The sequence below is a fragment of the [Clostridium] citroniae WAL-17108 genome (assembly GCF_000233455.1).
In the GTDB taxonomy this organism is placed as follows: Bacteria; Bacillota; Clostridia; order Lachnospirales; family Lachnospiraceae; genus Enterocloster; species Enterocloster citroniae.
Window position 1 is genome coordinate 151,779 of record NZ_JH376430.1, and the last position, 21,359, is coordinate 173,137.

A 21,359-nucleotide genomic window follows, 5' to 3' on the forward strand; every position below is an offset into this window, starting at 1 on the left:
CTGGTTAAGACCATGAGATTTTCCTCAACGCTGCTGCGCTCCCAGGTCCCCCTCCTCGTCCTGGTCATAGATTTCCTGTACCCGCGCCTTCAGCCCTGAGTACCGTTTCTGTTCCACGCAATTGGCCGCCATGGTATAGAAGGCATCGGGCTGGCCCACCAGGCAGACGCAGGAGCGTGCCCGGGTTACGGCAGTGTAGATCAGGTTGCGGGTCATGAGCATCCTGGGACCGTTGTACATGGGGATGATCACAGCCGGATACTCGCTTCCCTGGGACTTGTGAATGGTGATCGCATAGGCCAGCTCCAGTTCCTCCAGCTGTTTGAAGCTGTACTCTATCATCTTCCCTTCGTCAAATTCCACGGTGAGAAGCTCGGCGAATTCATTGATATCCCGGATAATACCCACATCCCCGTTAAAAATGCCGGCGCCTTTGTCCGTGGGGATCCCATATTTGTTGCGGATTTCCCACTCCATCTGGTAGTTGTTCTTGATCTGCATCACCTTGTCGCCTGCCCGGTAAATAATGCCGCCTGCTTCCTTTTCCTTCTTGTTCTTGTCAGGGGGATTCAGGTGGTTTTGAAGGATCTGGTTCAGGCGCTCCACCCCCAGGGCTCCTTTTCTCATGGGCGTCATGACCTGGATGTCAAAGGGCTGGGCATGGACATAGCCCGGCAGCTTCTGCCGGATCAGGGTAATGGCGGCCCCTATAACCGAATCCGGGTTATCCCGCTTGATAAACAGGAAATCATTGCTGCGTTTACCCAGGTCCACGCGCTCTCCGGAATTAATTTTATGGGCATTGACCACAATGTCACTCTGGGCTGCCTGGCGGAAAATGTTAGTCAGCTTTACCACATTAAAGCAGCCGGAATCTATGATGTCCCTGAGCACATTGCCCGGCCCCACGCTGGGCAGCTGGTCCACATCGCCTACAAGGATCAGGCGTGTGCCCACATTGACGGCTCTGAGCAGGGAATGCATCAGGCTGATGTCCACCATGGACATCTCATCAATGATGATCACATCTGCGTCCAGGGGATTTTCTTCATTGCGGTCAAAATGCATGCCGGCCATTGTGGTCTTTCCTGAATCCCCGTTCCCTCCCGGCACGCCTGATGGTACCAGCTCCAGCATGCGGTGGATGGTCCTGGCTTCATACCCGGTGGCCTCCGTCATACGCTTGGCCGCGCGGCCTGTGGGCGCTGCCAGAAGTATTTCCATGCCCTCCAGTTCAAAATAGCGGATGATGGTGTTGATAGTGGTGGTCTTACCTGTTCCCGGACCGCCTGTGATGACCAGCAGACCGCTGTTCACGGCCTCATGGACTGCCTTTTCCTGAAGAGAATCCAGGCTGATGGATTCCTGCTGAAGGGCCTGGACCTTTTTCAGGTTGGCCTTGATCTCATCCTCCGGGGTATCCCCGTGGATGTTCAGGTCGTGAAGCATCCTGGCGGTATTCAGTTCCAGATAATAGTACTGTGAAGAATAGATGACCGGTCCCTGGGCCGTGTTTTTGACCACCACTTTGCGGTCGATCTGCATATCCATGAGATGTTTTCCCATGGCTGAGGGCTCCACCTTCAGGATATCGGATGCCAGGCCAAACAGCTCCTCCTGGGGCAGGTATGTATGGCCATTGGCCGTGGCCTGGAGAAGCGTGTACAGGATACCGGCCTTGATGCGGTAATCGGAATCCGTGAAAATGCCCACCCGTTCCGCTATCTCGTCCGCCATCTTAAACCCAACCCCCGGGATATCATCCGCCAGCCGGTAGGGGTTCTCCTTGATGATGCCGTAAAGGGCGGGGCCGTACTGCTGATATATCTTGGCAGCCAGATTCATGGTAATGCCGTAATTTTGAAGGAACATCATGGCCTGGCGCATGTCCTTTTTGTCCTCCACCTGTTCTGCGATGGCCATGGCCATCTTCTCACTGATCCCTTTTACCTCGGACAACCGCTCCGGTTCTTCCTCCATCACACGGAATGTGTCTGCTTTAAAATGGCGCACGATCCTTGCAGCCAAAGCGGCCCCGATGCCTTTAATGGCACCGGAGCCCAGATAACGCTCCATGGACAGCTCGTCCTGGGGCGTCTTCATTTCATATTTCTCAATCTGCAGCTGTTCGCCGTACACGGCGTGTTCCGTCATGCGGCCGCTGGCCTGGATCATGTCGCCTTCCGACACATATGCCAGATTGCCCACCATGATGACTTCCCCGCCGTCACTCTGGTCCGTCACGCTTAAAACCGTGTAACCGTTGTCTTCGTTGCGGAACTTGATCCGCTCTATAAATCCCGTGATTGTCGCCATATTTCCAACCGAAAGAACCCGGGACTCCCAGCCTGCGCCTGATCATTGCCTTGTGCCAGCTGTGTGCCGCACCTTGGGGAAAGCTTGTCCCAATGGGCAGGCGCAGCGGACTGCGTCAAATCCATTGGGTCAAATATACCGCAACGTGGGACCTGCAGATGGCGGGAAAAGGTGTTCAGACACGCTCTAGAATGGGTCCGGGTTCTGTAATTTAGTAATCTTCTCTGCTGCTTCCGCCCATGGATGCTTCCATGGCCATGTTCATACCGTGGGCGAACTCGATGAACTTGCCGGTTCCGATCGCCACTGCTGTCAGCGGGTCTTCCGCGATCATGGTGGTAATGCCTGTCTTCTCCTCGATCAGGGCATCCAGCCCGCTGAGAAGGGAGCCGCCGCCTGTCATGACAATGCCTCTGTCAAAAATATCTGCTGCCAATTCCGGAGGGGTGCGCTCCAGCACGTTGTGCACCGCATCCACGATCTGAAGGGCCGGCTCGCGCAATGCCTCCAGGGTCTCGTCCGAGGTGACTACAATGGTCTTTGGAAGGCCGGTCACCAGATTACGTCCCCTTACCTCCATGGTAAGAACTTCCGGTCTGCGGTATGCCGCTCCGATATTGATCTTGATCTCCTCGGCTGTACGTTCGCCAATGAGCAAATTGTGCTTTTTCCTCATGTAGCGCACCAGGGCCTCGTCAAAGTCATCACCTGCGATCTTGATGGATGTGCTTACCACCGGACCTCCCAGGGAAATGACGGCAATATCAGCAGTTCCGCCTCCGATGTCAACGATCATATTACCGCAGGCCTTGCCAATATCAATACCTGCGCCAATGGCTGCTGCCACCGGCTCCTCGATAATGGCCACTTCACGTGCGCCTGCCTGGTAGGTGGCGTCCTCCACAGCCTTTTTCTCCACCTCGGTGGCGCCGCTGGGGATACATACACTGATCCTGGGCTTGCGCAGGGTCTTCTTGCCCACTGCCTTGCTGATGAAATACTTTAACATCTTCTCTGTTATGGTGTAATCTGAAATAACGCCCTGGCGCAGGGGGCGGACCGCAACAATATTGCCGGGGGTTCGTCCGATCATAAGACGCGCTTCCTCGCCGATGGCCATGATCTTGTTGGTATCACGATCAATAGCCACTACGGACGGTTCTTTTAATACAACGCCTTTACCCTTGATATAAACAAGGATGCTGGCTGTTCCTAAGTCAATTCCAATATCATTGGACATCATCGAAAACATATAGATAATTCCTCCTCGCTATCCGCACCCATGCAGGCTTATGGAACCTGTATGGCCGGAACGGCTGCTTCTATTACTCCTAAAATGGGGTTTTTGTGCTGTTCTATTTATAGCATTGCTTCTATTATATACAATATTGTAAAGTTTTCAAAGGGTTTTTTTCTTTTTTATTTTCTTTAGGTTTTTTTTATGCTATAGACATATTTCTGTCACAATTATTGCTTATGATAATAACAAGTTCACCGAGAGGTGGACGAGGCCTTTGTTTCAAGTGATTACTTGAAATCACAAAGCTTTTTCATACTCATACCGGACGAAGCAATTCGTCCGGCCCCCCTATTAATTATACCCGCTTTGGCTTTTTCAAAGCGGTTTTTTATATGCCGGCGCTGCCTGCATCGGACTGTTTTTATTGTTTCCTAATAATTTTTATTGTTTTTTCATGAAACGTCCATACTTTTCTCACATTTACCTGAGATAATAAGACCTGTAAAGCACAAAAAGCTTTTTCATACTCATACCGGGTAAGTAAAATTATCCGGTCCCCCTATAACATTTTCTTTTTTTATATACCTACCATTCCCTCGCATGGCCGCTGACCATGCGAACCAACAAAAAGGGACGTTCACTGTGGAGGACACAGGGAGACGTTCTTTTTTGTTCTCCCTGTGCCCCCACCTCTTACATTTTCCGAAGATATAAATTACTATTAAAACTGGAAAATTTAACCACATAAGAGGAGGTATCAGCAATGACAGCAACACCTAAATTACAGCCAAACCATACCCTGGACCAGTTTCAAAAGTACCTGGTCACAAGGAACAAGTCCCCTAACACGATCTGTGTTTACCGCTATGCAGTGGAACAGTTCTACCATCTCTATCCGCAGCTCACCCCCAGAAACCTGCAGCTCTACAAGGTGTATCTCCTGGAACATTATAAGCCCCAGACCGTCAACCTGCGGATCCGGGCCCTGAACTGTTTTATGGAATACCGGCAGACATCCATCACCCCTGTTTCCATGATCAAGATACAGCAGAAAACCTACCTGGACAAGATCATCAGCCAAGGTGATTATGAATACCTGAAGCGGAAGCTGATGGAAAACGAGGAGTACACCTATTATTTCATTGTGCGGCTCATCACTGCCACCGGGGTCAGGGTCAGTGAACTGATCACATTCCAGATAGAAGACATCCACAGAGGGCACAAGGATATTTACTCTAAAGGAAATAAAATGCGGCGTATCTATATTCCCACTATTCTGAAAGGCGAATTCCAGCAATGGTTTTCGGCTGCCTGCCGCACGGTTGGCCCTCTGTTTCTCAACCGTTTCGGCTCTCCCATCTCTCCCTCCGGCATCAGATCCCAATTCAAGGTTTTCGCCATACGCTACGGCCTGGACCCGGAGGTCATGTATCCCCACAGCTTCCGGCACCGGTTTGCAAAAAATTTCATAGAGAAATGCGGGGACATTTCCCTGCTCTCCGATCTTTTGGGCCACGAGAGCATTGAGACCACCAGAATCTATCTCCGGCGCAGCAGCAGTGAACAGTACCGGATCGTCAACAAGGTTGTGGACTGGTAAGATTGGGGGTGATATGATATGAATTCCATTACAGATAAAAATGTGCATAATCCGGACATGTTCCAGGCAAACTTAGAGTATTTCCGCGACTTTCTCCAAAAGCGCGGTTCCGCTGAAAATACCATTGACTCTTATCTCACATCGGTCCGGCATTATCACTCCCTGTTCTGCGATATCACGGTGGAGCATCTTCAGGAGTATAAGGCCTGGCTGATGGAGCACTATAAACCTTGTACGGTCAACACACGCATATACGGCATCAACCAGTACGTGATCGCACTCCAGGCAGCATTTACCGAGGAGAATATGGGGCCCGCTCATGAGGAGAATCCATTTTTTGTCCTGCCTGAGACCCTTTCCCTTCTGACTCCTTATAAACTTCCGTCAGTAAGGCACCAGCAGAAGCCATTTCTCAACAATGTGATCTCCAAACGTGATTATGAGCGCTTAAAGCGCTGTCTGAAACGGGACAACAATATGTTCTGGTATTTTGTAGTGCGCTTTCTGGGGGCCACGGGAGCCAGGGTCAGCGAACTGATACAGATCAAAGCCGAGCATGTACAGATCGGATGTATGGACCTGTACTCCAAAGGGGGGAAGGTTCGCCGTATATATTTTCCGGAAAAGCTTTGCGGGGAAATGCTGGCCTGGCTGGCCCTGCGCGGTGTGCAGACCGGCTTTATCTTTACCAACCGGCGGGGCCGCCAGATCACTCCCCGTGGGATCAGCAGCCAGCTTAAGGTGCTGGCAAAACATTACCGGATCCGTCCGGACACGGTGTATCCCCATTCCTTCAGACACAGGTTTGCCAAGAATTTTCTCACAAAGTTCAACGATATCTCATTGCTGGCAGACCTTATGGGACATGAAAGCATTGAGACCACCCGCATTTACCTGACCCGTTCCTCCGATGAGCAGAGAGTGCTGATCGACAAAATTGTTACCTGGTAGATTGGTGAATGGCCACATGCAGATTGCATTTTTCACAGAAACCCAGTATGATTAAAGCATAAAACAGAGCAAAGGATGACCTTATATGTACGAATACGCGTGGTATCAGTGGCTTACTTTTTTCTTTATATATTGTTTTTTCGGGTGGATCTTTGAATCCTCCTATGTGTCGCTGAAAAAGAAACATTTTGTGAACCGCGGGTTCCTGCGGCTTCCCATGCTCCCCCTGTACGGGACCGGGGCTGTTATGATGCTGTGGGTCTCCCTGCCGGTGAAGGACAACCTGTTCCTTGTGTACCTCTCCGGCGTGGTGGCTGCCACGATCCTGGAATATGTTACTGGCTGGGGAATGGAAAAGCTGTTTAAGATGAAATACTGGGATTACAGCAACCAGCGTCTGAACCTTAAGGGATATATCTGCCTCAGTTCCTCCATTGCCTGGGGTTTTCTCACCATTTTCCTCACCGAGGTGATCCACCGTCCCATTGAGCGGTATGTGCTGGGTCTGCCTTTGATGGTGAATATTGTCTGTGTTGTTGTGGTATCCCTGCTGTTTGCAGCCGATGCAGCCGAGTCGGTCAAGGCTGCCCTGGACCTGGCCAAGGTGCTGGATGCCATGACCAATATGCGGGCGGAGCTGGATGATATCCAGGTGCAGATGGCGCTGCTGAAGGCTGAGACGGCCCAAAAGGTGGAGGAAGTAAAGGAAGAGGCTTCCCAGAAGTTTGTAATGGTCAGATCAGAAGCAGCCCTGCGTGCAGCGTCCCTGAAGGAAGATGCGGCAGAGCGCCTGGGTGACATGATGGAAAACACCATGGAACGCATGGGCGAATTTGTGGAGGATACGGCTGAGAAGGTGGGCGGACTGGTTGGCGGGACCGCAGACAAGGTGTCCGGGACCGCAAGGAAGCTGTCTGAGTTCACCGAGGATGCGGCTGCCAGGGTGAGCGCCACTTTGAGCCAGCGTGACGGGACCAGGGCCGGGGAAATTGGATCCGGAGAAATCGTGGCTGGGGAGACCGGGGCCGGAGCCGGGAAAACCGCGGCCGGGGAGACCGGAACCAAGCATGGATCTGTCGAAGTACCGGCCGGACACAGGGATCTCACCGGTGAACTTAGGGCAGCGGTCAGGGAACGCAGGGAAAAGCTGGCTGCTCTGTCCGGGCGGCTCAGCGTGCTCACGGAAAAAAGGCACCGCATATCCAGCCCCATGGGATTTTACAGGCGGAGCCTTTTAAAGGGCAATCCTTCCGCATCCTCCTCCAGGTTTGGGGAGGCCTTAAAGGAGCTGAGGGAGATCGCGGACAGAAAGAAAGAGGAACAATAAAAAGGAATATGATGCAATGGGCAGAACTGTTTGGCGGTTCTGCCCTTTTTTTGTCTTCGGCACATTTAGGAATGGAGGGGGCGTGACTATCTATACTTTTCCTTATCCGAAGTATAATCAACTCGTAATGCAATAAAGGAATTTCAAAAAGTATTTCAAAAAGAAAAAGGAGAGTGCATTAATTATGAGAAAGCAGACAAAATTAGTTGCTGTATTATCAACAGCAGCACTGCTCGCTATTGGTGCATCCATGACTTCTTTTGCAGCTACAGGATGGGCTGAGGAAGATGGTACTTGGGTATACTACAACAGAGACGGCGAGCGCGCAACCGATCAGTGGAAGAAATCCGGGAACAACTGGTATTACCTGGACAGCGATGGCGAGATGGCCATTGATACCCTGATTGAGGATGGCGATAACTACTACTATGTGGACATCAATGGTGTGATGGCTGCAAACCAGTGGGTTGCCATTGAGAACGAGGACGCAGGTGAGGATGACGAGCCGGAGCATTACTGGTACTACTTCCAGGCAAACGGCAAGGCCTTAACCAATGGCGACAATGACAAGGTTTCCTTAAAGACCATCAACGGCAAGAAATATGCGTTTGACGAAGATGGCAAGATGCTCTTTGGATGGGTTGATGATGACAGCGCAGAGCGCGTTGACGACTCAGACGGGGACGGCTTCAAGGAAGGCGTTTATTACTTCGGCGGCGAGGATGACGGTGCAATGACAGTTGGCTGGATCCAGCTGGATATCACCTATGATGAAGCAACCGAGGACGATTACAAATATACTGCTGCTGCATTTAATGATGACGAGGATCAGAGCCGCTGGTTCTACTTCAAATCCAACGGTAAGAAAGTATATGCAGAAAACGGAGACCGCACAAAAGACAAGACCATCAACGGCAGAAAGTACGCATTTGACGAGTATGGCGCAATGGTTGCAGAGTGGTCCCTGGATGAGGATGACCTTAAGAAAGAAAGCAATTACAGTGCAGGCACTACTGCTTCCGGTTCCGTGGTACAAAAAGGCACCAGCGGCGCAGGCGGCGTAGGAACACAGTCTTACGCAATTGGCGGTACGGACGGCAATGGAGACGGCATCCTTACCGGCAGCGGAAAAGACTCCCATTATACACAGGCATGGAAATACTTCAGCAGTGTGGATGACGGTGCCCGCGTAAGCAAGGGATGGTTCAAGGTAGTATCCGCTGAATATCTCAACGATGAAAAATATGATGATGATGAAGAGGCATGGTACTATGCAGACGGCAGCGGCAACCTGTATGCCGGTGAGTTTAAGACCATCAAGGGCAAAAAGTATGCATTCAGGAATGATGGACGTATGATCAACGGCCTGAAGTTCATCTATGAGGATAAGGATAACCAGAACCTGATCGTAAAAGCGGATGATGATGATTACTATCCATTTGACGATGAGGATAACTTCCTTGACAATGCAGCTGATTACTATGAGACCAACGGCTTCAAGTGCTACTACTTCGGCGGCGGCGATGACGGCTCCATGAGAACCGGCAAGACCACTGTTTCTGTTGACGGCGAGAACCACAACTTCTACTTTGAGAAGTCCGGCGGAAACAAGGGCGCTGGCGTAACAGGCGAGAAGGACGATAAGCTGTACCAGTCCGGTATGCTTCTGAGAGCAGACTCCGATGACAAGTACGTTGTATTTAAAAAGACAACCACTACAGATTCCACCACAAATAAGAAGACTGTAACTTACAAGAAGCTGGATGACGCTGCTGACTTTATTGATGATGCAGGACTGGTAGACGCAATCGGCGACAAGACTGAAAACGAGTCTGTTGATATCGGTCATGTTTCCAAGAAAGCCAAGGATCTGAAGGAAGCTTATGTACTCAGTACCGATGCGGCTGAGGAGGGTGTTGAGTACATCCTGGTTAATACTTCCGGTAAGGTAATTGACAGCAACAGCAAGAACAAGGATGGAAACGACTACTACTATGTAGTTAAGAAGGGCGGAACCATCGAAGGCGTTTATGTTGAGGACTAATTCCTGATATTGCCTTAAACCGCACTGACATGATTTAAGGGGGAGGCGTTATGGCTGATATAGCAATATGTTGGTCATAACGCCTTTTTGGCGTCAGCTGATAAATACTCTTCCTTTTGCGGAGAACAGAAATGACAGGAGGTCCATATGTTAAAGAAAAATTTGTTAGGGCTGGGTATGGCATTGATCCTGGCCATGTCATCTGCTGCATCTGTATATGCAGACCAGACTGATGCCGCCGCCACGGCCATGGAAAACTGCGGCGCCTATCTTTTTGAGTGGAGACCCATTGACTGCGGAAACGGTTATTATTTTGCGATCCTAGTGGGCGGGAATACCATTCAGGAAAGTGATGTGATCCTGAACAGGGGTTATGATTACGCGTATACCTTTGATTATACGGCGGGGAGGCCCTGGGGCCAGGCGCCGGACCTTGTAAATGCAAACGGAGTCTGGGCAATTCCGGAAAACCAGCCCTCCCTCCCGGAAGGCACACAACCTGCCCTGCGCATCACACTGGTGACAAACAATAGGGTCCTGCCCTCCAGGGAACGCTACATTGATGTGGTCAGTCTGCCGGGAGGAGTTAATCCAGGCGATCTTCCCCCGGAAGTGCGGAAATACCTGATCAATGTGGACGGGTCCGATGCCGGGGCCTATGTGGGGACCGTCACCCCCGGATGGCAGCAGGATGAGGACGGCAAATACCGTTACCTGAAGCCGGACGGCACCTATGTAAGCAATGGATGGCTGAAAGTCAGCGACCAGCAGTATTATATGGATGAAAATGGCATCATGCTGGCCGACACCATTACGCCGGACGGATATTATGTCAATTCCAGCGGTGAAAAAACCAGCTATCACCCGGGGTGGGTCCAGGATGATAAGGGATGGCGGTATGTTGGAAAGAACGGATACTATGCTGCATCCACCTGGGTCCAGGATACGGATGGGAAATGGTACTATTTTAACATCGCCGCCTATATGGAAACAGACAGCATAACGCCTGACGGCTACTATGTGGATGCAAGCGGTGTCTGGGACGGCAATCCATCCGCCAAGACGGAGCAGGATAACAAGAGCCTGGGACCGGGCGTTGTCAATCAATGACATATTGCACCCATTTTCACATCCGATGGACATCCGATGCTTCTTGGACGGCATGACCGGTCAAGAAGATACGCCGTCCTGAACAGTTACAACATATTATGATAAGTGGTATGGGGGTATTTTTATACCCCTTCACATACCACTTATATTTTTACCTGCAGGGTGACAGTTTTCCTCATATTGTCTATTTTTCCCAGCACTGTCCCGCCAGGGGGGCGAGTATCCTGGAATTTTTTTATGGAAATTTGGCAAATTGGACAGGTTTTTAACAACTGTACATTTATTTTGTTAAATATTTATGCTACTATATTCGATAAATTACAGAAGGGTCGTGTATCAGCATGCAAACGTCAGAAACCTCCGCCCATGCAGCCGCTGAAAACCAGGAACTGAGCAAAGCCTTAGACGCATTCCAGGACTATCTGCTGCGGCAAAATATGGCTTCCAATACCATAACCGCATATGTATATGGGGTGAAACATTTTTACTCCTGTTATGACCGGTTGTCACCGGACAACATCAGCCTTTATAAGGTCTCCCTCATGGATCATTACCAACCGCAGACCGTCAACATACGCATCCGGGCATTGAATTGTTTCCTGAAATTCCTGGGGATCAGGGATTATAAGATCCGTGCCGTCCGCGTCCAGCAAAAAAGCTATCTGGACCATGTCATCAGCCAGGCTGATTATGAATACTTAAAGCGCAGGCTTTGGGAAGATGAACAGTACACATTTTACTTTATTGTCAGATTCATCACCGCCACCGGTGTCCGGGTCAGCGAACTGGTGATGTTCCAGGTAGCGGACGTGCACAGGGGATACAAGGATCTTTATTCAAAGGGAAATAAAATGAGGCGCATCTATATCCCATCTTCCCTGCAAAAGGACGCCATGGACTGGCTTAAGGCAGAGGGCAGACGCACCGGGCCCCTGTTTCTGAGCCACCTGGGAAGCTGTATATCCATCTCGGGCATACGGGCGCAGTTAAAGACCTATGCCTGCCGGTATAATTTGGACCCCAAGGTAGTTTACCCACACTCGTTCCGCCACCGCTTTGCAAAGAACTTTATTGAAAATGGCGGTGATATTGCTTTTCTCTCCAATTTACTGGGGCATGACAGCATTGAGACCACCCGCATTTACCTGAGAAGAACCAGCACCGAACAGGCGCAGATTTTTAATCAGGTGGTGAATTGGTGATCCGTAAGCCATCAGTCACTTGTTATAAAAGGTTGTGATTTTTATGTGCGCATCAAGACAGATGCCTGAAGAAGCAGAATTAAATTTTATCCATTATCTGAAAAGGCGGGACGCCTCCCCTAATACCATTAAAAGCTGTCTGGCCTCATGCCGGCTCTACTACTCCCTGTTCGATGAACTGAATACGACCAATCTGATGCTGTATAAGGATTATCTGGTGCAGCACTATACGGCTGCCACGGTCAACAACCGGATCTATGGGATCAACAGGTACCTGGACTGCATTGGAATGGCTTTGGACAACAAAGGGCCGGATTCCGATGGCAGCAGGGCTGCTTCGGACAACACTGGATTTCCCTCGGACTGCCATAGGGACAGCCGTGACGCCTTCCGTCTCCCTGTGGTGCAGACGCAGCAGGTTTCTTTTTTGGACCGCGTGATCTCCCAGGAAGATTATATGAGATTCAAAGATTCCCTGAAATCCGATGGCAACATGTACTGGTATTTTGTGGTCCGGTTCCTGGCCTGCACCGGAGCCAGGGTCAGTGAATTGATACAAATCAAGGCGGAACACCTGGAGATGGGGTATATGGACCTATGCTCAAAAGGCGGAAAGGTGCGCAGGATCTACTTTCCCGATGCCCTCTGCCAGGAAGCCCTGGACTGGGTCCATGAAAAAGGCGTTGTATCCGGCTTTCTCTTTACCAACTCCCACGGGGATCCCATCACCCCAAGAGGCATCAGCAGCCAGTTAAAGGTGCTGGCCCGCCGCTACGGCATACCTGAGGATACCGTGTATCCCCACGCCTTCCGGCACCGGTTTGCCAAAAATTTTCTTGCAAATTTTAATGACATCTCATTGCTGGCAGATCTGATGGGACATGACAGCATTGAAACAACGCGCATTTACCTTAACAAATCCACGGATGAACAGAGAGAGCTGATCGATAAGATCGTCACCTGGTAAACGCTCATGCACGGGGCGCCCTGCGCCAAAAAGGGATGCCGGACAGCTTACGCCGCCGGGCATCCCCTATAACATTCATGATATTCACTTACATCATCTGATCCACCATGGCCATCACGGCTGCTCCCAGGGCCTCTGCCTTTGCCTCCGCATCCTCCATGGAGCTTCCCTTGATCCCGTAGTAGAACTTGATCTTGGGCTCTGTTCCTGAAGGCCTTACGCAGATCCAGGCGCCGTCATTCAGGTCATAATACAGTACATTGGAGGACGGAAGTCCGGTGGGCTTCACTTCTCCGGTAGCCATGTCCTTGACGGTGTCTAACTTGTAATCCCTTGCTGAGATAACCTTGTAGCTTCCCACCGCTTCCGGCGTATTGGCCCGCAGTGTCTCCATAATGGACTGGATTTTGGCCAGTCCTTCAATGCCGGACAGGCCGATGGACTTCACCGCATCCTTATAGTAGCCGTACTTATCGTACATAGCCACCATGGCATCCCACAGGGTCATGCCTTTCTGCTTGTAGTAGGCTGCTGCCTCACACAGCGCTGCCGTGGCCGAGATCGCGTCCTTGTCCCTGGCATAGGTGCCGATGAGACAGCCATAGCTCTCTTCCATTCCAAAGAGATAGGTTCCCTGGCCTGTCTTCTCGTTCTTAAGCACCTGCTGTCCAATCCACTTAAAGCCCGTGAGCACCTCAATGAGCCGGCATCCGTATTCCTTTGCAACCGCATCGATCAGGTTGGTGGAAACTATGGACTTGATCACCTGGCCATCGGCTGGTATCTTACCTGCCGCCTGCTTCTGGCTGAGCACATACTCGCATAGCAGGGAACCGGACATGTTGCCTGTGAGAGGAATATAATTGCCGGAACGGGCATCCTTTACATATACGCCCAGACGGTCGGCATCCGGATCTGTTGCCAGAACCAGGTCCGCATCCTTTTCCCTGGCCAGCTTAAGGCCCAGGGCAAATGCTTCCTCGGCTTCCGGGTTGGGATAACTTACAGTCGGGAAATCACCGTCCGGCAGTTCCTGCTCAGGCACCACATAGACATGGGTAAAGCCGATCTCCTCCATCACTCTTCTGGCCGGGATATTACCGGTTCCGTGGAGAGGTGTATACACAATGGTGATCTGGTCCTGCATCTCGTCAATGGCCTTCTGGTTCACAACCTGGGCCTTTACCTGGGCAATATACTTGTCATCAATCTCCTTGCCGATCACCTGGTACTTGCCCGCTGCCGCTGCGGATGCCTCGTCCGTGGTCTTTACCGTGGACAGATCCTCAATGGCCAGCACCTCATCAGTAACGCCCTTGTCATGAGGCGGTGTAAACTGGGCGCCGTCCTCCCAATATACCTTATAGCCGTTGTATTCAGGCGGGTTGTGGCTGGCTGTGATGTTGATGCCGGCAATACAGCCCAGCTCCCGGACTGCAAAGGACAGCTCCGGCGTGGGGCGCAGCGACTCAAACTTGTATGCCTTAATACCGTTGGCTGCCAGGGTCATGGCCGCCTCCATGGCAAACTCCGGTGACATGTGGCGGGAATCATAGGCAATGGCAACACCCTTGTCTGCGCCGCCCTGTTTGATAATATAGTTGGCAAGGCCCTGGGTTGCACGCCTTACCACATAAATATTCATACGGTTAATGCCTGCACCGATTACGCCGCGCAGTCCGGCTGTACCGAACTCCAGATCCATATAGAAACGCTCTTTAATCTCATTCTCATCGCCCTCAATGGCGCGGAGCTCTTCTTTTGTGGCCTCATCAAAATAGGGGTTTGATAACCATTCCTGGTATATCTTCATGTAATCTTTCATAAATATACTCCCTCCTGAATGCAGTATTAGGCATAATCTGCCTGCATATTATGCTTAAGATTATACTATATCAGGCAAAAAAAAGGAAGTACAAGCCTTGATTAATTTACACTAATCACACCCCGCAGTCAGCCTGAAGGCGTTTCAGGAAGTGATTCCTCTGCTGCTGCTGTTCCTCCAGACCGTGGAGTTTATCAATGTTCCGGCCCGGTATCCATGCCTTATTGGCATTGTAATAAAAGTTCAGCTGTTTCCAGTATTTCTCAGGATACAGGAACAGATAATACAGGCAGGTCAATTCCTGACGGTCCATGGGCAGGATCCGCTCATAGGAGTCCAGCATGGATAATCCCAGGTCCACATTCCATCCGTGCTTCTCCATGACTTTACGCATGAACCGGTATAGGTCTGAGACCTGGATCCCCAGGTGCATACGGTTATACTCGATAATAGCCGTATAGTTTGGCCCCATGAGCACATGATGCTGGTCCAGGTCACCGTGGCACAGGAATGCGGGTTTTTCCCCTGTGCGGTCCGAAGGTACGGCAGTCTGCACCGCCCCCTTTGGTCCCCTGGGGTTCTTTATCTCCGCTGCCTCCAGGGCATCATACTCGGAATCCACTGCATTCTCCGTCCACAAGCTTCTGATCCCCTGCACCGCCTCCAGGGCCTGCTCATAAAACATGTTGTAATTTCCAATAACGCAGAGCTCGAATTCGGATTTTTTCCGTTTGCCGCGGATATAATTGCGTGTCCGCTGCATTTCCCTGTTATGACGCTCCAGTTCTTCCTCCAGGGATTCGGACAGGATGGAGCCCATGCTCCACTCCTCCTTAAATTCCACGGTTCTCAGCTGACCGTGCAGCATGGCAAGGCGCGACAATGCCTGACGGATTTCAAAGCCGTCTTTTATGTTGCATTCCCTGTCCATAAACCAATCCTTTAGTATGTAGCGCGTTCCGTCTCCTGTCATTGTCAGAAGGCTTCCCTCTTTATTCCTTATGTACCGGTCAGCCCTAAGGCTTCCCCTGGTATCCAATATCCCCAGAACCTCGTCCTCGAATTCCAGGCGTTTAACCGTTCCACGGTATTCTTTTAAAAGCCTGCAGCCGTTCCTGGTCTCACAGATCCATGAACCGCGGCCCTTTCTCACTGATATTACATCCATCTCATACTGCTCTAAGGCTTCCACGTACTTCTCGTTCATTTTCCAACCCCTCCACACTCTATCCCATCACATTTAGTCGAAACGGGAAGCTGCCGTTTCAGCTACTTCTAGGGTATGTAAAGAATTGGATGTTTATGACAGATGAGGGCAAAGAAAACTGCCACGCAAAGCATGGCAGCCACCTTATAAAACCATTGAATTTGCCCATTGGTCACATGGACGGCCCATATACCAGATTCGGAAGAAAGAGGATCAGGTCAGGCAGGAAAATGCAGATCAAAAGGGTTCCAAAAATCGCCACAAATAAGGGCCAGGAGTACTTTGTGGTCTCCTCCACCGGACAGTCCATAATAGAGGAACAGGTATACAGAGCCACGCCCACGGGAGGCGTGGAACAGCCCATGGTTACCGTGGTCATCATGATGATTCCAAACTGTACCGGATCAATGCCGTACTGTCTGATGACCGGCAGAAGGATGGGGGTGACGATCAGGGTAATGACCGTTGTCTCCATAAACATGCCGCACACAATCAGCATAACAATGATCAGAAACAGCATGACGGTTGGGTTGCTGGTCATGCCTACCAGGAAGGAGGCAACATCCTTTGGCAGCTGGTCATACACCACCCCGTAGCTGAAGATCCCGGAAAATGCCAGGACCATGGTAATAACAGAAATATCTTTTACGCTGTCGATCAGGCATTCCTTAAATTTCTCCCAGGTCAGCTCCCTGTACACAAATACCCCCACCACCAGGGCATAAAATACGGCAAATGCCCCTGATTCCGATGGCGTCATCACTCCGCCCCTGATTAAGACAATCAGGATGACCGGGAAGAGCAGTGCCCAGATACTTTCAATGCAGGCTTTCCCAATCTCCCTGAGGGAGGAGGGCTTTTCATGGTCCGGCTTATAGCCGAAATGGCGGGCTGACCAGGATGTGGCTATCATCATAAAAATACACATGATAAAGCCCGGTACAAAGCCTGCGATAAACAGACGCCCAATGGATACCTCCCCCACTGTGCCGTAGAGGATCAGGCCCATGGACGGGGGGATGGTGGCCACGATCAGGCCGGACAGGCAGTTGATGGCCGCGGACCAGCCCGGGGCATACCCGCGCTTTGTCATCTCCGGCCCCAGGATACGGCACTCCATGGCCGCATCCGCCACAGCCGATCCCGACACGCCGCCCATGAGGGTGGACAGGACCACGGATACCTGGCCGATGGAGCCATACATGTGTCCTGTCAGAACATTGGCCAGCTTCACCAGCCTGGAGGTAATGCCCGTGTTGTTCATCAGGTTTCCGGCAAATATGAACAGTGGGATCGCCAGCATGGTAAAGGACTGGGTGGTGGACAGAGATTTCTGGACCAGGATGGTCCACGGTATCTCCGGCCTCATGAGGAAAAATATAAATCCTGATATTCCAATTGCAAATGCAACCGGCATGCCTAAAAACAAAAAAATCATAAATATCCCAATTGCGTTTAACATTATGCCCTCCGCCCCCAATCCTTTGCAGGTTTTCTGATATCCCTTACAAGCATGCCCGCCGCCGTGGTAAACAGAAGGAGCGCTCCCACAGGAACAGCCAGGGTGCACCATGCATAGCTGAGCTTTAATGTATTGAACATACGGCTCCAGCTCTGGGACACAAGCAGGAATCCATACACGATCAAAATAAACAGGAACAGCAACATCATCATATCAAATACGATCCCAAAGAGCTTCTGCACCACCTTTGGCAGCTGATTGGTCAACATATCAATATTAATGAGCCGTCCGGATTTGGCCACCACGTCCGCGCCCAGAAAGGTCAGCCATGCAAAGGCCAGCAGCGCAATGTCCTGGGCCCAGTTAATAGGCACGCCTATGGTTCTGGCCACGGCTGAGCCAAACACCAGGACCGAGATCAGGCAAAGGAGGCCGGCGGCCAGGATCTCTTCGACTTTGAGGGTAATATCCGATATTCTTTTCATTGCCATCCAAACCTTTCTGCAATCTTTAGTTGGTCTTTCCTATCTCTTTGTAAAGCTGCTCACGAAGTTCCGTATAACCCAATTTCTCATAGGCCGGCTCCACCGCTGTCTTAAATGCCTCCACGTCCGGCTCCACAATGGTCAGTCCGGCTTCCACCATCTTTTTCTCACAGTTCTCCGCTTCTGTCAAAACATCTGCTGCACTCTCCGCTCCCACTTCCCTTGCAGTGTCCACCAGGATCTTCTGCAGGTCTTCAGGCAGGCTCTTAAACCAGGATTCGCCGCACACCAGGGCCTGAAGAAGCTGGAAGTGGCCTGTCTTGGTCTGGTACTTGCAAACCTCATAAATTCTGGACGGATAGGTGGATGTATTTTGCGCCTCACAGGCGTCCAGTGCCTTAGACTGAATGCCGTTGTACACCTCGCCCCACGCCATGGCAATGGGTGTTCCTCCCATGGCTTCAATGGACTCCGTACACACCTCTGCACCAATGGTCCTTACACGCAGCCCCTTTAAGTCCTCAGGCGTCTTAACTTCCTTATTGGTCATGAAATGCCTGGGCCCGTCATAAAAGTCAAATGCCAGCACCCGGATTCCGTGTTTGTCTGCAAGTTCATTCTCCCAGCCCTTAAACGTGTCTGTCTCCGTAATCTTACGGCATTCCTCATAATTATCCGCAAAATATCCCATCATCAGGATGCCCATGTCTTTTACATAGGTACCCATCCTGGCCGCATCCGTGTTCACGGCGATCCCTGCCCCCTGGATGGCCTGCTCGATCACGTCCTCGTCATTGCCCAGCTGACTGGAGGGGAATACCTCGATTTCCAGGCGTCCGTTGGAATTTTCCTTTACCCGGTCCGCAAGCTTCATATATGCCTGGGTGATCAGGGACTGGTCGGTCTGGGAAGTGGAGATCTTCAGCGTATAAACCTTGTCGTCAGCGGCAGGCGCAGGTATCTCTGCCTTGCTGTCGCCGGACTGTGCTTCCTCCGCCTTAGCCGCCTCTGTCTTGGCCGCTTCAGTGGCCGGCGCCTGTGTCACTCCCATACCAGGCATGGAGCCGCATGCTGTGAGCGCTGCCATGGATGCTGCCATTGCTAATGCTAATACGTGTTTCTTCATAATTTCCTTCTCCTTTGTTGGATTTATTTCAGAAAGGCTCTTAGCCGTTCTTTCGTATGGTTACAGGTTTGTTAAATCTCTCGTCCTTAAAGGGATGATCCGCACGGTGATGGGATCCCCGGCTTTCTCTTCTCTCCAGGGCGCACCGGGCCATGATCCGCACGGTTGTGAGCATGTGGTAAAGATCGATATTTTCCGGGTATATCTCCTGGCAGGTATCTGCATGCACCATCTCCCCCTCCAGTTCCCCGGCCACATTTAACACCTGGGTAAGCCCATCTTCGGTCCGGGCCACCAGAAGATTGTCCTGGGCAGCCTTTCTCAGCCGGTTTAACATCCCCATGCAGTCAAGTTTCCGGTGCAGCAGCGCCTTCATCTCCTCCATGTGGGGATCTCTGAGATGTTCCACATGTTCCGCATGCTGGGTCCTCAGCGCATACTCAGCCGCGCTGGTGCCTGCAATCTCCCCAAACACCTGGCAGGTCACCATCATATTGCCCCCCAGGCGGTCCGCTCCATGGGGTCCGCCCGCACACTCGCCCGCTGCGTAAAGTCCCTGTATGGAGGACATGCCCTTTGTATTGATCCGCACCCCGCCGTTGATGGCGTGTGCATAACAGGCCACTTCCACCTGGTCCAGCAGCAGATCCACCCCCCGGGATCTTAAATAATCCCTTGCAATGGGCCACATGTGGTGGATCCCGCAGTCGTCCTTCAGGCTGTTCACGTATTCATCCGTAATGTGGGAAAAGTCAGCCCTGATCCCTCCCCGCTGTGTGCCGCGCCCATTCTTGACCGCGGTTTGGACAGCCACTTCCAGGTATTTTGAATCGTCACTGCTGGAAAACGGGAAATGCTTCCTGTGCTCATGCATCACCTGGTCCGGCGTAAGATTCTGAGGAAGGACCTCCTCAAAGATATCCTTTCCTTCCCGGTCGGACAGCCTTGGTTTTGTCTCCCATATGTATCCGTTGAAAATGTTCACAACGGGCCAGGAAAAACCCATTCCAATCTGCATAAACTCCATGTTCACCAGGTCTGCCCCCGCGTGGTATGCCATGGAATAACCGCCACCGGTCACATCGCTTGGATTCATATTGCGCTCAAACGCCTGACCGCATCCTCCTGAAGCCAGAATGACGGCTTTGGAGTTAATGTATACCATCTCCCGGCCCGCCAGGCCGCAGGCCCCCACGCAGCAGCCATCCCTGACATACAGACCCATGATAGTGACATCATCCATCACCGTTATATTGGGCCGCGCATGGATCTGGTCCTTCATGGCTCTTACCACGGGTTCACCGTGGCCTTTGATCACATGGGTCCTGGGGTAATGGGAAAAACAGCTGCGGAACACATAATACCCCTCATTCTCATGCTCAAACTTCACTCCCCACTCTTCCAGCTGCCTTATGGTTTCCGGAGCCCTGGATGCAACAACGGCCGCCAGCTCTTCGTCCGCCATTCCCTGTCCAGCCTCGATGATATCGTTGTAATGCATCTGCACATCCATGGGAATGGAGACATCCCCTGCATTATATCCCGCCATCTCCGCCACCGGATAACTGGTGGCCCCGGACTCCCCCAAGGGCTTTTTGCTTGCCAGAAGAACCGAGGTTCCGCAGTCCGCGGCCGCTATGGCCGCCCTGCAGCCGGCGCCTCCGGCGCCGATCACTAAAATGTCGATTGTTATATTCATTTCCACTCTCCTGGTTATTTGCTGAACCGGGGCTGGCGCTTATGGATAAATGCATCCACCCCTTCTGCACAGTCAGGCGTCTTAAAAACCGTTCTGCTGAATTCCAGATTAGGGTAAAAATTCTCTTCCGTGGTCTTTTGCCACAGCTGTCTTACCCCTTTCTTTATAAGTTTGATCGCCTCAAAGGGTTTGTCCGCAATGATCCCTGCCATCTCCATGGCAGCCGCCTCCGTCTGCCCCCGGGGCACGACCCTGTTTACCAGGCCGCACTGAAGCGCCTCCCCGGCATCCAGGATAGTTCCCGTGTAAAGCATCTCATAGGCCTTTGCGATCCCCACATATCTGGCAAGCCGGAACAGCCCGCCGCTCCCCGGAAACACTCCCAGATTGATCTCCGGGAGCCCGATCCTGCCTTCCTGGCTCATGATGCGGATATCCGCGGCCATGGCGATCTCGCATCCCCCGCCCAGGGTATTGCCTTCCATGGCCGCAATAACCGGCTTGTCCAAAAGCTCAATGGCGTCAATTGCCAGGTTTTCGTTCATCAGCTTTTTCCCGATCACATCATCCCACACCTGTGGAAACTCCTTGATATCCGCTCCCACACAGAATGCCTTTTCCCCTGCCCCGCGAAGCACCACCACCCGGACCGCATCGTCCTCCTCCAGGCAGTGAAGGGTATCCCTCATCTGCGCGCTCAGCTTAAGGGTGAGTATGTTGAGCGGCGGGTGGTTGATCGTCACCAGCGCCACATAATCCTGTACCTCTACCTTCAGCAGATCATTTATATATTCCATC

Annotated in this window: 16 protein-coding genes; 7 read left to right on the forward strand and 9 right to left on the reverse strand. The window is 51.6% G+C overall.

The features are described from left to right. Positions 1 to 24: 24 nt before the first annotated feature. Positions 25 to 2,316 carry an SF1B family DNA helicase RecD2 gene (gene recD2 / locus HMPREF9469_RS26570; protein WP_007869574.1) on the reverse strand — a complete coding sequence of 764 codons (2,292 nt, stop codon included), beginning with the start codon at positions 2,314 to 2,316 and terminating at the stop codon, positions 25 to 27. 211 nt (positions 2,317 to 2,527) lie between these two features. Then, on the reverse strand, positions 2,528 to 3,568 hold the full coding sequence (gene mreB, locus HMPREF9469_RS26575) for a rod shape-determining protein (protein WP_007869576.1): 1,041 nt from the start codon (positions 3,566 to 3,568) through the stop codon (positions 2,528 to 2,530). A 751-nt stretch (positions 3,569 to 4,319) separates the two neighbouring features. Here mreB and HMPREF9469_RS26580 point away from each other — a divergent pair. The 7 genes from HMPREF9469_RS26580 (at position 4,320) to HMPREF9469_RS26610 (ending at position 12,757) form a co-directional block, all read left to right on the forward strand. Then, entirely contained in the window at positions 4,320 to 5,156 is an 837-nt protein-coding gene (locus HMPREF9469_RS26580) for a tyrosine-type recombinase/integrase (protein ID WP_007869578.1), read from the forward strand. Positions 5,157 to 5,174: 18 nt separating this feature from the next. Next, positions 5,175 to 6,107 carry a tyrosine-type recombinase/integrase gene (locus tag HMPREF9469_RS26585; protein ID WP_007869588.1) on the forward strand — a complete coding sequence of 311 codons (933 nt, stop codon included), beginning with the start codon at positions 5,175 to 5,177 and terminating at the stop codon, positions 6,105 to 6,107. A gap of 85 nt (positions 6,108 to 6,192) precedes the next feature. Continuing rightward, entirely contained in the window at positions 6,193 to 7,434 is a 1,242-nt protein-coding gene (locus HMPREF9469_RS26590) for a putative ABC transporter permease (protein ID WP_007869591.1), read from the forward strand. Between the two features lie 184 nt (positions 7,435 to 7,618). Continuing rightward, positions 7,619 to 9,478, forward strand: a complete 1,860-nt coding sequence (locus tag HMPREF9469_RS26595; RefSeq protein WP_007869594.1) for a PspC-like choline-binding domain-containing protein — start codon at positions 7,619 to 7,621, stop codon at positions 9,476 to 9,478. Between the two features lie 147 nt (positions 9,479 to 9,625). Further along, positions 9,626 to 10,588, forward strand: coding sequence for a hypothetical protein (locus HMPREF9469_RS26600; protein ID WP_007869597.1), 963 nt, complete (start codon positions 9,626 to 9,628; stop codon positions 10,586 to 10,588). Between the two features lie 341 nt (positions 10,589 to 10,929). Further along, a complete protein-coding gene (locus tag HMPREF9469_RS26605; RefSeq protein ID WP_007869600.1) occupies positions 10,930 to 11,790 on the forward strand; it encodes a tyrosine-type recombinase/integrase in 861 nt (286 codons plus the stop codon). Between the two features lie 43 nt (positions 11,791 to 11,833). Then, on the forward strand, positions 11,834 to 12,757 hold the full coding sequence (locus tag HMPREF9469_RS26610) for a tyrosine-type recombinase/integrase (RefSeq protein WP_007869614.1): 924 nt from the start codon (positions 11,834 to 11,836) through the stop codon (positions 12,755 to 12,757). A gap of 88 nt (positions 12,758 to 12,845) precedes the next feature. Here HMPREF9469_RS26610 and HMPREF9469_RS26615 read toward each other — a convergent pair whose 3' ends face one another. The 7 genes from HMPREF9469_RS26615 to HMPREF9469_RS26645 form a co-directional block, all read right to left on the reverse strand. Beyond that, positions 12,846 to 14,582: a phospho-sugar mutase gene (locus tag HMPREF9469_RS26615; RefSeq protein ID WP_007869618.1), complete on the reverse strand. Its 1,737-nt coding sequence runs from the start codon at positions 14,580 to 14,582 to the stop codon at positions 12,846 to 12,848. Between the two features lie 115 nt (positions 14,583 to 14,697). Then, entirely contained in the window at positions 14,698 to 15,789 is a 1,092-nt protein-coding gene (locus HMPREF9469_RS26620; protein ID WP_007869620.1) for a protein kinase family protein, read from the reverse strand. Positions 15,790 to 15,961: 172 nt separating this feature from the next. Then, positions 15,962 to 17,251 carry a TRAP transporter large permease gene (locus HMPREF9469_RS26625; RefSeq protein WP_007869622.1) on the reverse strand — a complete coding sequence of 430 codons (1,290 nt, stop codon included), beginning with the start codon at positions 17,249 to 17,251 and terminating at the stop codon, positions 15,962 to 15,964. Beyond that, positions 17,251 to 17,742, reverse strand: a complete 492-nt coding sequence (locus HMPREF9469_RS26630; protein WP_227884730.1) for a TRAP transporter small permease — start codon at positions 17,740 to 17,742, stop codon at positions 17,251 to 17,253. The genes HMPREF9469_RS26625 and HMPREF9469_RS26630 overlap by 1 nt, the downstream gene beginning before the upstream one ends. Positions 17,743 to 17,761: 19 nt before the next feature. Further along, positions 17,762 to 18,862 (reverse strand): C4-dicarboxylate TRAP transporter substrate-binding protein, encoded by a 1,101-nt coding sequence (locus HMPREF9469_RS26635; protein ID WP_007869626.1) that lies wholly within the window; start codon positions 18,860 to 18,862, stop codon positions 17,762 to 17,764. Between the two features lie 40 nt (positions 18,863 to 18,902). Next, entirely contained in the window at positions 18,903 to 20,561 is a 1,659-nt protein-coding gene (locus HMPREF9469_RS26640) for an FAD-binding protein (protein WP_007869628.1), read from the reverse strand. Between the two features lie 14 nt (positions 20,562 to 20,575). Beyond that, positions 20,576 to 21,358: an enoyl-CoA hydratase/isomerase family protein gene (locus tag HMPREF9469_RS26645; RefSeq protein ID WP_007869631.1), complete on the reverse strand. Its 783-nt coding sequence runs from the start codon at positions 21,356 to 21,358 to the stop codon at positions 20,576 to 20,578. Between the last annotated feature and the right edge of the window lies 1 nt (position 21,359).

What these genes read in the sequence shown, in the direction of transcription:
- recD2 (WP_007869574.1), bottom strand. Translation starts at nt 2,316, where the DNA reads ATGGCGACAATCACGGGATTTATAGAGCGGATCAAGTTCCGCAACGAA.
- mreB (WP_007869576.1), bottom strand. Translation starts at nt 3,568, where the DNA reads ATGTTTTCGATGATGTCCAATGATATTGGAATTGACTTAGGAACAGCC.
- HMPREF9469_RS26580 (WP_007869578.1), top strand. Translation starts at nt 4,320, where the DNA reads ATGACAGCAACACCTAAATTACAGCCAAACCATACCCTGGACCAGTTT.
- HMPREF9469_RS26585 (WP_007869588.1), top strand. Translation starts at nt 5,175, where the DNA reads ATGAATTCCATTACAGATAAAAATGTGCATAATCCGGACATGTTCCAG.
- HMPREF9469_RS26590 (WP_007869591.1), top strand. Translation starts at nt 6,193, where the DNA reads ATGTACGAATACGCGTGGTATCAGTGGCTTACTTTTTTCTTTATATAT.
- HMPREF9469_RS26595 (WP_007869594.1), top strand. Translation starts at nt 7,619, where the DNA reads ATGAGAAAGCAGACAAAATTAGTTGCTGTATTATCAACAGCAGCACTG.
- HMPREF9469_RS26600 (WP_007869597.1), top strand. Translation starts at nt 9,626, where the DNA reads ATGTTAAAGAAAAATTTGTTAGGGCTGGGTATGGCATTGATCCTGGCC.
- HMPREF9469_RS26605 (WP_007869600.1), top strand. Translation starts at nt 10,930, where the DNA reads ATGCAAACGTCAGAAACCTCCGCCCATGCAGCCGCTGAAAACCAGGAA.
- HMPREF9469_RS26610 (WP_007869614.1), top strand. Translation starts at nt 11,834, where the DNA reads ATGTGCGCATCAAGACAGATGCCTGAAGAAGCAGAATTAAATTTTATC.
- HMPREF9469_RS26615 (WP_007869618.1), bottom strand. Translation starts at nt 14,582, where the DNA reads ATGAAAGATTACATGAAGATATACCAGGAATGGTTATCAAACCCCTAT.
- HMPREF9469_RS26620 (WP_007869620.1), bottom strand. Translation starts at nt 15,789, where the DNA reads ATGAACGAGAAGTACGTGGAAGCCTTAGAGCAGTATGAGATGGATGTA.
- HMPREF9469_RS26625 (WP_007869622.1), bottom strand. Translation starts at nt 17,251, where the DNA reads ATGTTAAACGCAATTGGGATATTTATGATTTTTTTGTTTTTAGGCATG.
- HMPREF9469_RS26630 (WP_227884730.1), bottom strand. Translation starts at nt 17,742, where the DNA reads ATGGCAATGAAAAGAATATCGGATATTACCCTCAAAGTCGAAGAGATC.
- HMPREF9469_RS26635 (WP_007869626.1), bottom strand. Translation starts at nt 18,862, where the DNA reads ATGAAGAAACACGTATTAGCATTAGCAATGGCAGCATCCATGGCAGCG.
- HMPREF9469_RS26640 (WP_007869628.1), bottom strand. Translation starts at nt 20,561, where the DNA reads ATGAATATAACAATCGACATTTTAGTGATCGGCGCCGGAGGCGCCGGC.
- HMPREF9469_RS26645 (WP_007869631.1), bottom strand. Translation starts at nt 21,358, where the DNA reads ATGGAATATATAAATGATCTGCTGAAGGTAGAGGTACAGGATTATGTG.